The 12,907-nt window shown below is 41.6% G+C and carries 15 protein-coding genes; 12 read left to right on the top strand and 3 right to left on the bottom strand.

What is annotated here, in order from left to right; translation table 11 throughout:
- Nucleotides 1-7 precede the first annotated feature (7 nt).
- The 9 genes from H8Z79_RS09995 (at nt 8) to H8Z79_RS09955 (ending at nt 6,207) form a co-directional block, all read left to right on the top strand.
- Nucleotides 8-1,381 carry a sodium-dependent transporter gene (locus tag H8Z79_RS09995; protein ID WP_118041117.1) on the top strand — a complete coding sequence of 458 codons (1,374 nt, stop codon included), beginning with the start codon at nt 8-10 and terminating at the stop codon, nt 1,379-1,381.
- Between the two features lie 148 nt (nt 1,382-1,529).
- Entirely contained in the window at nt 1,530-2,087 is a 558-nt protein-coding gene (locus H8Z79_RS09990) for a LytR/AlgR family response regulator transcription factor (protein WP_147349004.1), read from the top strand.
- Nucleotides 2,084-2,359 carry a hypothetical protein gene (locus H8Z79_RS09985; protein WP_118041121.1) on the top strand — a complete coding sequence of 92 codons (276 nt, stop codon included), beginning with the start codon at nt 2,084-2,086 and terminating at the stop codon, nt 2,357-2,359. Before H8Z79_RS09990 ends, H8Z79_RS09985 begins: the two co-directional genes overlap by 4 nt.
- Nucleotides 2,311-2,685, top strand: a complete 375-nt coding sequence (locus H8Z79_RS09980) for a hypothetical protein (RefSeq protein ID WP_147349005.1) — start codon at nt 2,311-2,313, stop codon at nt 2,683-2,685. The genes H8Z79_RS09985 and H8Z79_RS09980 overlap by 49 nt, the downstream gene beginning before the upstream one ends.
- Before the next feature lie 17 nt (nt 2,686-2,702).
- On the top strand, nt 2,703-2,966 hold the full coding sequence (locus H8Z79_RS09975; RefSeq protein ID WP_118041125.1) for a hypothetical protein: 264 nt from the start codon (nt 2,703-2,705) through the stop codon (nt 2,964-2,966).
- Nucleotides 2,967-3,015: 49 nt separating this feature from the next.
- Nucleotides 3,016-3,519 carry a hypothetical protein gene (locus H8Z79_RS09970; RefSeq protein ID WP_118041127.1) on the top strand — a complete coding sequence of 168 codons (504 nt, stop codon included), beginning with the start codon at nt 3,016-3,018 and terminating at the stop codon, nt 3,517-3,519.
- Nucleotides 3,489-3,620 carry an LPXTG cell wall anchor domain-containing protein gene (locus H8Z79_RS17435; protein ID WP_118041203.1) on the top strand — a complete coding sequence of 44 codons (132 nt, stop codon included), beginning with the start codon at nt 3,489-3,491 and terminating at the stop codon, nt 3,618-3,620. The genes H8Z79_RS09970 and H8Z79_RS17435 overlap by 31 nt, the downstream gene beginning before the upstream one ends.
- Nucleotides 3,621-3,903: 283 nt before the next feature.
- Nucleotides 3,904-4,974 (top strand): PD-(D/E)XK nuclease family transposase, encoded by a 1,071-nt coding sequence (locus H8Z79_RS09960; protein ID WP_118041129.1) that lies wholly within the window; start codon nt 3,904-3,906, stop codon nt 4,972-4,974.
- 57 nt (nt 4,975-5,031) lie between these two features.
- On the top strand, nt 5,032-6,207 hold the full coding sequence (locus H8Z79_RS09955) for a prealbumin-like fold domain-containing protein (protein ID WP_187002831.1): 1,176 nt from the start codon (nt 5,032-5,034) through the stop codon (nt 6,205-6,207).
- A gap of 97 nt (nt 6,208-6,304) precedes the next feature.
- Here the strand turns inward: H8Z79_RS09955 and H8Z79_RS09950 are convergent, their stop codons facing one another.
- Together H8Z79_RS09950 and H8Z79_RS09945 are read right to left on the bottom strand one after the other, a co-directional pair.
- Nucleotides 6,305-7,159: a YitT family protein gene (locus tag H8Z79_RS09950; RefSeq protein WP_118041133.1), complete on the bottom strand. Its 855-nt coding sequence runs from the start codon at nt 7,157-7,159 to the stop codon at nt 6,305-6,307.
- Complete coding sequence (locus H8Z79_RS09945; RefSeq protein WP_015541646.1) at nt 7,156-7,707, bottom strand: prolyl-tRNA synthetase associated domain-containing protein; 552 nt, start codon at nt 7,705-7,707, stop codon at nt 7,156-7,158. Before H8Z79_RS09945 ends, H8Z79_RS09950 begins: the two co-directional genes overlap by 4 nt.
- A 278-nt stretch (nt 7,708-7,985) precedes the next feature.
- Here H8Z79_RS09945 and rhaD point away from each other — a divergent pair, with 278 nt between their 5' ends.
- Nucleotides 7,986-8,816 carry a rhamnulose-1-phosphate aldolase gene (rhaD, locus tag H8Z79_RS09940; protein WP_015541647.1) on the top strand — a complete coding sequence of 277 codons (831 nt, stop codon included), beginning with the start codon at nt 7,986-7,988 and terminating at the stop codon, nt 8,814-8,816.
- Nucleotides 8,817-8,867: 51 nt separating this feature from the next.
- On the opposite strand, the gene H8Z79_RS09935 is transcribed toward rhaD, so the two are convergent.
- Nucleotides 8,868-9,677, bottom strand: a complete 810-nt coding sequence (locus H8Z79_RS09935; protein ID WP_118041135.1) for a hypothetical protein — start codon at nt 9,675-9,677, stop codon at nt 8,868-8,870.
- 174 nt (nt 9,678-9,851) lie between these two features.
- On the opposite strand from H8Z79_RS09935, the gene H8Z79_RS09930 reads away from it, so the two are divergent.
- The gene (locus H8Z79_RS09930) at nt 9,852-11,594 is read left to right on the top strand and encodes a helix-turn-helix transcriptional regulator (protein ID WP_147349006.1); all 1,743 of its coding nucleotides are present in this window, start codon (nt 9,852-9,854) and stop codon (nt 11,592-11,594) included.
- A 41-nt stretch (nt 11,595-11,635) separates the two neighbouring features.
- Nucleotides 11,636-12,646, top strand: a complete 1,011-nt coding sequence (locus tag H8Z79_RS09925) for a hypothetical protein (protein WP_118041139.1) — start codon at nt 11,636-11,638, stop codon at nt 12,644-12,646.
- Nucleotides 12,647-12,907: the final 261 nt, after the last annotated feature.

Genomic DNA, 12,907 nt, shown 5'->3' with positions numbered 1-12,907 from the left:
CTGATTTATGGAAAAACATCATCATGAGAGAAGCACGTTTTCCGGCAAACTTGGATTTGTACTATCCGCAGCCGGAGCTTCCGTCGGTCTGGGAAATATCTGGAGATTCCCGTACCTGGCGGCAAAATACGGAGGCGGTATTTTTTTACTGATCTACATTATTCTGGCACTGACATTTGGTTATTCAATGATCGTGGCGGAGACAGCGCTTGGACGAATGACGAAGAAAAGTCCGGTCGGTGCTTTTGCCAAATTCGGCAAATCTCAATGGCTGTCATTCGGCGGCTGGATCAACGCGATCATTCCGATTCTGATCGTGCCGTATTACTCAGTAATCGGCGGCTGGGTAATCAAATACCTGATTGAATATGTAAAGGGCAACAGCCAGAAGCTTGCGACAGACGGATATTTCTCAGAATTTATTTCCAACGGAGTATCTACGGAAATCTGTTTTCTGCTTTTTGCATTATTCACAGTAGCAATCATTTACGCAGGAGTACGTAACGGTGTTGAGCGTGTCTCGAAATTTATGATGCCGATTCTGGTATTTCTGTCCATTCTGATCGCAGTTTATTCTGTGACAAGACCGGGAGCACTGAAAGGTGTAAAATATTTCCTGATACCGAATATTGAGAATTTCTCATGGATGACCGTTGTGGCAGCAATGGGACAGATGTTCTATTCACTTTCAATCGCAATGGGTATTCTGGTAACATTTGGTTCCTACATGAAAAAAGACGTATCCATTGAAGGTTCCACAACAAACGTAGAAATCTTTGATACAGCGATCGCAATCATGGCAGGTCTGATGATCATTCCGGCAGTCTTTGCATTCTCAGGCGGAGATCCGGATACACTGCAGGCAGGACCGTCCCTGATGTTTATCACGATTCCGAAAGTCTTTGCAAGCATGGGACTGGGCACCCCGATCGGAATTTTATTCTTTGTGCTGGTACTCTGTGCGGCACTGACAAGTTCGATTGCTCTGACAGAAAGTGCTGTATCAACCTTTCAGGATGAGTTGAAATGGTGCAGACAGAAGTCCACACTGGTAGTCGGTGCGATCATGCTTGTTCTCGGAAGTCTTTCTTCCCTGGGATATGGACCGCTTGCCTGTGTAAAGATCATCGGAATGCAGTTCCTTGATTTCTTTGACTTCCTGACAAACTCTGTGATGATGCCGATCGCTGCATTTGCGACCTGTCTGCTGATCTCCAGAGTGATCGGTGTGAAGAAGATCGAGGAAGAAGTTCTGCATGGCGAAGGCACATTTAAGAGAAAGAAAGTCTTTAATTTTATGATCCGGTATCTCTGCCCGATCTTTGCGGTAATCATTCTTTTGAGTTCCGTGGCGAACGCATTTGGATGGATTTCCATGTAAAACAGATATAAATATAGAAGAACATCTTGTTGAAAGAGAGTTTCGTAGATTTTTCGTCTATTCTTTCACACAAGGTGTTCTTTTTTTAATAAAATGATGATACAAGGTTAAAGGGACCGAAACTATATAAGTCCGGATACCGGATATTGTGATGCCGAAGCGGGACGGAATCAGTCTGGCACGCGAAATCCGCAAAAAAGGCGACGAGACAATGGTCATATATACTTCGTCTACCACAGAATACGCAATGGATGCTTTTGGAATCCATGCACTGGGATATCTGCTAAAGCCGGTCGAGTATACAGAACTGAAAAAAACACTCGATATGACCAAGATTTTATATGATGCAAGACCACAGAAATATATACATATCATGGGTGATGAAGGTCCGCAGAAGATTCCGGTCATGGACATTACTTATGTAGAAAATATAGGAAGAAATGTAAGATACAACCTTCAAAGCGGACGGAAGATCGAAGCAGGCAGACGTAACGGAACTTTTGAGGAGGTGGTTGCACCGCTTGCAGATGAAAAGGAATTTGTGCAGACACATAAATCATTTTTTGTAAATCTGAAATACATAAAGAGCATAAGAGAAAATCATGTTCTGCTTGATAACGGGACAGAAATTCCGGTTGCGAAGCGCCGTAAGACGGAGCTGCAGAACAAATATATGGCTTATACGTTTGGAGATGAAATCATATGAACGAATTTTTAATCTATCGGTCATCTATGATTTTTCAGCTCGCTTTTTTGCTTCTGTTTCTTCCGCTGACGAAACAAAAATGGAAAGTGATAATGGGAACGGCAACGGCATTTATCCTGACGGGTATTGTGGATTATATGAATTTTGACCCGGCGGTGTATATGAACAGGTCGCTTAACATGTTGCTGTTGATTATTATTGTGCTGGCAGCAGCTCTGTTCCTTTGCAGATATTCAGACTGGCGGACAGGAAATGGAGCCGTATCTGTCTGATACCGGTTCTGTTTTATATGACGGTTTATGGAATGACTGTGTGGCCGGTTTCTATTGCAGAGGTGCCGAATATCTGTAGAGCACTTATATGTGTGTTTCTTCTGATGGGGTTTTATTATGTGTCACTGATCATCGGTATTGTACAATCCAGAAATGAGGCAGAGAAAATCAACGCATCGGCTCTTATGGAGAAATATACGGAGGGTATCCTGCATGAGGCAAGGACCGTGCGGAATCACCAGAAACTACTGGCTATTCAAAGACACGATCTCCGTCATCAGTATTTACGAACACATATGAGCATAAGCTTGGAAACGTTGAAGTAACAAAAGTATTTAGCGGAGTGAAAGGACTGCCGGACAGATTCCAGATTACAAACACCTACAACGGAGATGTATTCACACTGAAAAACGCAAGCGGAACAGGAACAGCAGATGATCCATATAGATGGACAATCGAAAATGTACCGGATAAGACAGAGATTATCTTTACCGAGAGCGATTATGATGTGACAGGTTACGATGTGACGATTAATGGACAGGCAACAACAGATGCTGAAGCTGGAACTGTAAAAGTAACAATAGCAGAAAACGAAACAGCAATATAAAGCACTTACATTTAAGAATTCCACTTCCGAAACAGTTACATTTGAGGGTGTGGAACCGAACAAGACCTATTATGTAGGTGAATGTACAAAAGACGGCGTTCGCTATCTGAGAGGTGTTGTTGCAGGAACAAAATATGTAGCACAGTTTACAGATGGAAACAGTGTTACAGTAGAAACTCCGAATGGAAGTAAGGCAGTTTACTTTGACAATCGCTTTATGAAATTCCCTGATGGTTTCTACAAAGAGGGTGTTCTGAGCATTACCAAACTGTTTAAAGACAGCACAGGTAAGGCAAAGAACAGCGACGAGACATTCTATGCAGGTATTTTTGATGATGAAGAATGTACAAAACTTTCAGAGAATGTGGCTCAGAATATTATTCCACTGAATCTGAATGGCAGTTCCAGTATGACAGCACAGATTAAAGTATCCATTGCACAGGGAACATCCAAGACTTTCTATGTGACAGAGGTTGATAAGGATGGAAAACCGATAAATGAAGAAACTTTCAAATATGATGTATCACTGGAGCAACATCCACAAAAGCAGTAAAAACAGGTGATAACACACCGATTGGAATTTTCGTAATTCTTCTTATTGCTGCAATTGTAGTGATTGGTGGAGGAATTTACCTCAAACGTCGCAAAAAATAATAAGAAACAATAAGTAACTACAAAGTCCGTCAGGATGGGAAACCATTCTGGCGGATTTTTCTGTAAATATGTAAAAAAGCATCGGAAGAGAGCCAGAGAAAGCAATCCCGATGCAGGTCATGTCATAATAGCAGATAAAATGTCGAGCGATTTTTCTTGCAATCAGGGAAAACAACATGCTACACTGTCTTTATCTTAAATCTTATATGCTCATTCGGGCATTCTATAAACCCAATTCAGAAACAAAATCCCATTAAAGACCGAAAGAAAGCGAGAACTGCCTATGACATCAAATCTGAGAGACTATTTCCCAATGATAAGGAGCCGGGAAGAGATTTTAAAAGAGATACAGGACAACATAAAATTCACAGAGAAATTTTACAGCTGGAGAGAATCGGAAAGGCAGGAGTTTCTCGATTTCTGCACAGGGATTCGTGGTGTAAAGATCCTGTATGATTCTTTTTTCAAGGAGATCATGAACCCGGAAACAGTGCCGGAGAGGCTGGAAGATTTCCTGAGTGTTTTGCTCCAGAGAAAGGTAAAAATCATCGATATACTGCCGGGAGATTCGAGTCGGATCGCAGATGAGCAGTCATTACTGATCATGGACATACTGGTGCGGTTTGAAGATGGCACTTATTGCAATGTGGAAGTGCAGAAAATCGGTTATGCATTTCCCGGCGAGCGAAGCGCCTGCTATTCATCTGATCTGTTGTTGCGTCAGTATAAAATGGCGCGCAGCCAGAAGAAGGAACATTTCACATATAAAGATGTAAAGGGAGTTTTTACGATCATCTTGATGGACAGAAGTCCGAAAATGTTCAGAGAGTTTTCTGATAAGTATGTACATATGTTTCAGCAGGAATCAGACACGGGAATAAAAATGAATCTTCTGCAAAATTATATTTTTATCCCACTTGACATCTTCCGCAAAAATGTACAATATAAAGGTATAAAGAACAAATTGGACGCATGGCTTACTTTCCTGAGTACAGATGAACCGGAGCAGATCATCGGACTGATCACGGAATATCCCGAATTCAAAGCCATGTATGAACATATGTACAATATGTGCCGGAATGTGGAGGATGTCATGGGAATATTTTCAGAGGAATTAAAAATACTTGACCGAAACACAGTAAAATATATGGTGGATGAAATGCAGGAAACAATAGACGAGCAGAAGAAGCAGCTAGAGACAAGTGCGGAAACGATAGACGAGCAGAAGAAGCAGCTAGAGACAAGTGCGGAAACAATAGACGAGCAGAAAAAACAGCTAAAGACAAAGCAGAGCAAAATAGATGAATTGCAGGAACAAATAGAACTTCTGCAGAAACAGTTAAAGGAGAAATAACCGCTTCCGTCAGGATAAGAAAAGTACTGAGCCAGACTGAATCAGAAGGCATAATACATGTTTTTTGACAAGAATGAAGATGGAAGTGCAAAAGCGCACAAAGTAAAACTGTCACCGGGAACATACCAGTTGGTAGAGGAAAGCGCTCCATTTGGCTATCTTACAGCAGACCCGATCACATTTACCGTTGGAGAAAACGGAAGTGTGAGCAGCGAAACAGAAGGAGCTGCTGTTGGACAGAAAGTCACAATGAAGGATGCAGCCAAGGAAAAATCGGTATCATCATCTATTTCTGTAACCAAGAGATTAAAAACGGTAGCAGGTGAAGATATTCTTGCAGCAGAAGAAACATTCTATGTTGCTCTTTATGCCGATGAAGGCTGTACACAGAGAGTGTCCGATGTGAAAGCGCTCACGTTCAAAATGGACTCTGTATCGACAGTAACATTTACAGATCTTGCAGTAGACACAACTTATTATATTGGTGAGTGTACAGTGGATGGTGTAAATTATCTGAAAGGACAGACAGCAGACGGAACGACATATGCGGCAATGTTCAGCAACGGAAACAGTGTCGAAATAGGTTCGAATGGTGGAAACAAAGCTGTCGAGTTTGAAAACAGATTTGTAAAATTCCCGGATGGTTTCTATAAAGAAGCACTTCTGAATCTTACAAAACAGCTGAAAAGCAGTGATGGTGAGGATAAGAACAGCGCTGAAACTTTCTATGCAGGAATTTTTGCAGACGAAGATTATACAAAACTTTCTGACCAGGTTTCTCAGAATATTGTTCCACTGAACCTGAATGTAAATTCATCAGCAGATGCACAGATAAAAGTTGCCATAGCAGACAGTGGTTCAACGACATTATATGTGACAGAAGTTGATGCAGACGGAAATCCAGTGGGGAATGCAGACAGCTTCGAATATGATTTGAGTGTGGACACGGAAAGCATTACATTTAATGAAAGCAATAAGGTGGCCAGTGTTACACTTGTAAATCAGGAGCGTGCGGAGGATGAAGATGAGGATACAGAAGAGGAAGAAATAAAAGAAAAAATCACGAAGAATACTCCGACTCCAACTTCATCAGTTACTCCAACGAAATCAACCCAGACAACAAACTCCGTAAAAACCGGTGATAACACACCGATTGGAATTTTTGTAGTTCTTCTTATTGCTGCGATTGCAGTGATCGGTGGAGGAATCTGCCTCAAACGCCGCAAAAAATAACAAATAACAAAACTCCGCCAGTTCGGGTACGTAACTACCTGTTCTGGCGGAGTTTTACATTTCCTGTCGAGGAGGCACCGGTGGCGCCTACGCTGATTTATACTTTAGGCTGATATCTCATATCAGATACATCGTACACAGTGATGAATGCCTGTGGGTCTTCATGATTGATATAATTCATCAGCTTCTGATATTCGGTTTTGTCTACGATCGTAATGATCTCATTTCGTTTCTGCATATTGTAAGCACCGTATGCTTCATAAACGGTGGCTCCGCTGTGCAGATCGTGAATAATGAAATTTCGCAGTTCTTCTTCTTTTTTTGTAATGATGCAGACGCGGCGTTTGATGTTGTGGTCAAAAATAAAATGGTCAAGCACAATTCCGTTAAAATATGTACCAAGAATACTCAGTACGACGGTCTTTTTGTCATAAACAAGTGCAGCGGACAGTGCGACACACATACCGGAGAGTGACATCGCTTTGCCCAGCTCCATATGCAGATATTTGTTCATGATCTTTGCTACGATATCAAGCCCACCGGACGAGGCATTTCTGTTAAAAAGAATGCTCAGGCCAATGCTGACAACAAGGATATAACACAGCACATCCAGCTCCTGACTGTTGCTCATAGAAGTAAAATTCGGAAAAACTTTTTCAAAAATTCCGAGAAAAACAGGAAGCATAATGCTGGTGTAAATGGTCTTTACTCCAAATTCTTTTCCGCAGGTAAAAAAGCCGATGATCAGAAGCACAACGTTCAGGATCATGGTGATTGCCGACAGCGGAAGCGGGACAAAATTAGAAAGAACGATTCCAAGACCGGAAATACTGCTGACAGAAGCATGGCTCGGTACGAGGAAAAAATAGACGGCGGCTGCAATGATTGCCACAGCACCGGTCAAAATGAGCGTTTCTAAAAGCAATTTTGCAAAATTCAATTCTTTTTTCATCGATAATTCTCCAGATTTACAATGATCGGTTCATGTTCAAGTGCAGGAATAATCTTTTCTGTAAAATCCTTTGTAGTAAATTTCAGACTGGATGTATTGATGCATGGATGACATCCGAAATAAGGATCCTTCAGAACATCTTCATCGATCAGAAGCTGAACTTTCTCTTCGTGGTCGTTCATCAGGCCAAGGACGCTGACAGAGCCCGGGGTGATGTCGAGATATTTTTCCATATATTCCGGTTTTGCAAAGGATAAACGAGCCGAGCCGATCTGAGCGGAAAGATCCTTTGTCTTAAAGGGTTTGTCGCCCGGCATCAGGAGCAGATAAAAGTTTGTTTCCTGACGGTTGCACAGAAACAGGTTCTTGCAGATAGCAGTATCATCACCGAGTGTGCGGTCAATTTCTTCACAGGCTTCCATGGTCATGGCGGCTTCGTGGTCAACACGCTGGTAAGTAACGCTGAGTTTATCTAAAAAGTCATAGACACGGATCTCCTTGTCCAGACGGTCATTTACATTTTCCGGTCTTCCATTCTGTAATTCCATTTTGTGGATCTCCTTTTCATTTTTACATATTTCATTGTAACGGTATTTAAGTGATGTGTAAACCCTTTATATGATTGTCAAATTACTAATTTGCGACAGAATCTGCACAGATGTGGTTTTTTGAATATTTTTTCAAAAAGGACTTTACAAACCACAAAAAACCATATATAATGCAAGCGAAAACAAAGAAAAACAACATAATTTGCAAAGAATAAACAACACAAAACCACAACACAACAAAACTGCCCATTTATGGACGAAATCGGAGGGATTTTATTATGAGAATCTTAGAATCAAAATTTGTACAGGGATTTATCAAGATGGCGAACGACGGTTATCTGCAGGGATGGCATGAGAGAAACGGCGGTAACTTAAGCTACCGTCTGAAAGCAGAGGAAGTCGAAATGATCCGTCCGCGTCTGAACGCACCGGGAGAATGGACACCGATCGGAACCGAAGTACCGGGACTGGCAGGTGAATTTTTCCTTGTGACAGGAAGTGGTAAATATTTCAGAAATATCATTGTTGACCCGGAAGTATGTCTTGCAATTATTGAACTGGATGAGACCGGATGCAACTACCGTATCCGTTGGGGACTGGTTGAGGGAGGAAGACCGACAAGCGAGCTTCCGACACATCTGATGAATCATGAAGTAAAGAAAAAACTTACTAATGGAAAGCATCGTGTTATTTACCATGCACATACCACAAATACGATTGCACTGACATTTGTGCTCCCGCTGGATGACAAAGTGTTTACCAGAGAACTCTGGGAATCCGCAACCGAGTGTCCGGTCGTATTTCCGGACGGTGTCGGAGTTGTCGGCTGGATGGTTCCGGGCGGAAGAGAAATTGCCGTAAAAACAGCGGAACTTATGAAAAAATATGATGTTGTAATCTGGGCACACCATGGAATGTTCTGTTCCGGAGAGGATTTTGACCTGACATTCGGACTGCTCCACACTGTTGAGAAATCAGCCGAGATCCTTGTAAAGATTCTCTCCATGACACCACATAAACTGCAGACGATCCAGCCGGATAATTTCCGTGCACTGGCAAAAGATTTCAAGGTAAGCCTGCCGGAAGAATTTCTGTATGAAAAAGAATAACAAACTAAAAGGAGAAGTCTTTTCGGACTTCTCCTTAATTTCAGTCAAACTTTATCTTATACGCTGTACCTGATAGTCTTTATAATATGAAGAATTAGAGCTTACCCGGAGGCGATATTTTCTTGAACCAATCTTAAAATATGTATTGATATAATATGTATAGATATTAGAATTGTCATATGCATTTACGTATGGATAAATCATTCCAAGACCGGCAACATAAATAATATAGTTTCCCTTTCCCTTGTGCAGAATACTGGTTTTCAGGTCTGTCTCGCCTGCGGCAGATGAAAGTGCTCCATGATAGTAAGCTTCATTTGTTAACGACTTTTCATATCTGCGCGTATTCTTGTTGTAAACATATATCGGAAAATCGGTCATTTTTCTGCCATTATTGCTGCATCCTATGAAAGCTGGTTTTTTCGATGCATAATTCCAGATTTCCAGAGCAAATACGCTGGTTCCGGCGCTCAGGAAAGAATTTCCTGTCTGTCGGAGTGAAATACGCCCTCCGATTGTATAAACCGACACTGCACTGCTGAATTTTCCTTTTTTCCTACCATTAACGGCACGTACCTTATACCAGAGTTCTCCCTTTTTTGTGTCCTGCCAGGAAAGTCCTTTGACTGTTTTTACTTTTTTAAATTTCTTACCGTTGGTTGAGCGGTAGATTTCATATTTTTTGGCTCTGGATGCTTTTTTCCATGTAAGTTTTGTTTTTCCTTTTGTGTAGACTGCCTTTATTCCTGTCACTTTTCCAACGGAAGCGGCCTGAACCGTCACATTTGTTGAAGGAATCAGTGTGACTGCTAACAGGAGTGCCATAACAAGACTTACTATTGTTTTCTTTAATTGTTTCATCGCTGTAACCTCCTTCTGAATATTAGTAAAATAAGTATAACAAAGTTTCTGCTGTCACTCAAAAGTATTGCCATATCTGTCATAGACAAAGGTGGTAATTTTTTGAGTATTTGCAGAAAATCCTTTATACTGTAAGCAGGAAATATGAGAATGAGCCGGAAGGGGATGGAGAAGATGAATTTTCAGGAATGTCTGAATAACTATATCATACAGATTCGCTGCAATGGAAAAGAACTGGCGCGTAACAGCGAAATATCCGAAACGGTTATCAGCCGGTATCGCAAAGGTGAGCGTGCACCTTCAGCTGACAGTGAATATTTGAAGAAATTGTCCGATGGAATCATCAAGACTGCAGCAGAAAAAGGCATCCGGGATTTTCAGGCGGACAAAGTCTGGCAGACGCTGCGTGAAAGTCTGGAGGATAACCGGGACGAACCGGTATTTAACAGTCAGAAACTCGACATTCTGCTGAGAGAACTGGATATCAATATTTCCAGAATTGCGGCATTTTTGCATTATGATCCGTCCTACCTGTCAAAGATAAGGACGGGCAAGCGCAATCCGGCACATCATCAGCAGTTTATCGAAAAAATCTGCGAGTATGTTGCATCTAATTATAAGGATGAGCAGGATCGGAAAAAGGTGGCATATCTTATTCAATGCAATGAGGACGAACTTGCAGACAGTTCTTTATATGGGAGAAAACTGCGGGAGTGGCTGAGTTCTTCAAAACCGGAAGACGTTGATTATGTATCAGCTTTTCTGCGTAAAGTGGATTCTTTTAATCTGGATGATTATATAAGAGCCATTCACTTTGACAGCTTTAAAGTGCCGAAAGTTCCGTTTCAGCTTCCGGTTTCAAGACATTATTACGGGCTGAAAGAAATGCGCGAGGGGGAACTGGATTTTCTGAAGCATACCGTGCTTTCAAAATCAATGAAGGCCTTGTATATATGCAGTGACATGCCGGTAGAAGATATGGCTGCAGACGAGGATTTTGCAAAAAAATACATGTTCGGTCTTGCAATGGTTCTCAAAAAGGGGCTGCATATCCATATCATCCACGATGTGGAACGTCCGATGAAAGATATGATGCTCGGTCTGGAAAATTGGGTGCCGCTTTATATGACCGGGCAGATTTCACCATATTATCTGAAAGGTGTACAGAATCGTATCTATTCTCATCTGCATTATTGTTCCGGGCAGGTGGCGATGACAGGTGACTGCATTAGCGGGCATCATGATCTGGCACATTATTATCTGACCAGCCGCAAAGAGGAAGTACTGATCAGTCAGAAAAATATGGAATTTCTTTTGAAAAAAGCACATCCACTGATGGATATTTACAGGGAAGAGCGCAAAAAAGAACTGTATGCTGCTCTGATTGAAAATGCCGGGAAAGAAGGCCGTCGGAGGCGTGTACTGGCGGTTCCGGATCTGGGAGTTCTGCCGGAAAAACTGCTGGAAGATATTTTGGAACGCAATCATGTTGTGCTGAATGAAAAAACCGTGATTTTGGAATGCTATAAAAGATCCGTAACATGTCTGGAGACGACTTTGAAACACAGTGTAGTGGAGGATGAGGTATCAGTGCTTTCTGAAGCGGAGTATGAAAAATATCCGCCGGTGCTTCCTCTGGCAGAGTGTTTTCTGGAAAAAGATATCCACCTGACCTATGAGGAATATCAGGCATGTATAAAGGCAGGCCGGGACTATGCAAAAGCAAATGAAAACTATCAGTTCAATCTGACAAAGATAAAAGGTTTTCACAATATCCAGATCACGTGTTTTGAAGGAAAATGGTGCATGATATCGAAGAACCGGACTCCGGCGATCCACTTTGTAATTCATCATCCAAAACTTCGGTATGCACTGGAAAATATGGTATTACCGATTCGTGATGACGAGATCGAATAAGGCATGATTTATAATGTGGGATGAAAAAGGAGGAAGAAATAATGAAAAAGAACTGGAAAAAAACACTGGCAGCAGCTGGTATGGGAATGGTGCTGATGACTGTTTCCCCGACTTCGACGACAGCTTTTGGGGCGGTTGATACACAGAATCTGCTGACTTTTGTAAATGATACAATGGATGATGGTTCGCAGATCTATTATTTTGAAGAGGTTGTCGTTACACTCCCGGCAGACTGGCAGGGAAAGGTAGCGGTGCAGGCACAGGACACCAGTGTTACTTTTTATCATAAGGCGAGCAAAGAAAAATGGCAGGAAAATTACGGGACAGTTGGCGGGAAGCTTTTTTCCTTATCGTATTCCGTAAACAGTGATTTTACAGAGCTGCCGTCCTATTATTATGTAGGATTCGGCGAGGAGTCTGTGATGAATTATTTTCTGACATTTCCGACAGATGTGCAGGGATATATGGAAGATGAAAGTATCAGCGAGGAATATCAGCAGCTTTTCTCGGAAATTGATTATGTAAAAGATCATGTATGCATGCGTCATGCGGAGCCGACAGATGAAGTAAGTTCTTTTGATGAAACGAAAGCCGGATACGATGGTATATGGACAAAGGTAGAAGATTTGTTTGAACTGTATCTTCCGACAGAATGGGATGCCTGCCAGCCGGACGAAGAAGACATTGCAGGTGGTGTGAAATATATTTCTGTATCTGAAGACAAAGCCTATATCTGTATGGCGATGGCAACGGAGCCTGACAATGAAGAGACAAGGAAAGAGATTGAGCAGGAGCTTGCCGATAATAACATGACAATGATGGATGTGTTGAAAGAACAGATCAACGAGCAGGGATTCAAACTGGAAAAAGAAGCAGAGATCAATGGAATTCCATGTGTTTTCTGCTCGACAGACAGCCTTTACGGAATCGTGTTTATTGACCAGAAAGATGCGACACAGATTGACATGGTGATCTTTGCAGGAGAAAACAGAGGGAACGATCAGGTTGTCGAAACCGTTCTGCGTTCCGTAAGGTGGCTGCCGGAAGAATAGTTGTGATGCTGTTTTCTTTATTGGTATAATCTTTTAAGACATAATTATAAAGGGAGAAGTTTGAAAATATCTTTCAGACTTCTCCTTTTGGGTACAGGTCAGTTTTGTCGTTTCACAATGTCGTCTATTTATTTTCTTTATAAAATCTTAATATTGATTCCGATAATTTTATACAATCTTTGAGGAGTTATATATATAATAAGACTGGAATAGAAAGATTAAAATCTGCATGTGCAAAATATTAAAAAAGGAGCCATACAT

It is taken from the genome of Blautia intestinalis, from assembly GCF_014297355.1.
Lineage (GTDB): Bacteria > Bacillota > Clostridia > Lachnospirales > Lachnospiraceae > Blautia_A > Blautia_A intestinalis.
Note: the sequence above shows the minus strand (reverse complement) of the source record. Positions and strands in the feature narration are given on the sequence as shown.

Excerpts from the sequence above, each read along its gene's own strand:
- H8Z79_RS09995 (WP_118041117.1), top strand. The coding sequence starts at position 8 with ATGGAAAAACATCATCATGAGAGAAGCACGTTTTCCGGCAAACTTGGA.
- H8Z79_RS09985 (WP_118041121.1), top strand. The coding sequence starts at position 2,084 with ATGAACGAATTTTTAATCTATCGGTCATCTATGATTTTTCAGCTCGCT.
- H8Z79_RS09960 (WP_118041129.1), top strand. The coding sequence starts at position 3,904 with ATGACATCAAATCTGAGAGACTATTTCCCAATGATAAGGAGCCGGGAA.
- H8Z79_RS09955 (WP_187002831.1), top strand. The coding sequence starts at position 5,032 with ATGTTTTTTGACAAGAATGAAGATGGAAGTGCAAAAGCGCACAAAGTA.
- H8Z79_RS09950 (WP_118041133.1), bottom strand. The coding sequence starts at position 7,159 with ATGAAAAAAGAATTGAATTTTGCAAAATTGCTTTTAGAAACGCTCATT.
- H8Z79_RS09945 (WP_015541646.1), bottom strand. The coding sequence starts at position 7,707 with ATGGAATTACAGAATGGAAGACCGGAAAATGTAAATGACCGTCTGGAC.
- rhaD (WP_015541647.1), top strand. The coding sequence starts at position 7,986 with ATGAGAATCTTAGAATCAAAATTTGTACAGGGATTTATCAAGATGGCG.
- H8Z79_RS09935 (WP_118041135.1), bottom strand. The coding sequence starts at position 9,677 with ATGAAACAATTAAAGAAAACAATAGTAAGTCTTGTTATGGCACTCCTG.
- H8Z79_RS09930 (WP_147349006.1), top strand. The coding sequence starts at position 9,852 with ATGAATTTTCAGGAATGTCTGAATAACTATATCATACAGATTCGCTGC.
- H8Z79_RS09925 (WP_118041139.1), top strand. The coding sequence starts at position 11,636 with ATGAAAAAGAACTGGAAAAAAACACTGGCAGCAGCTGGTATGGGAATG.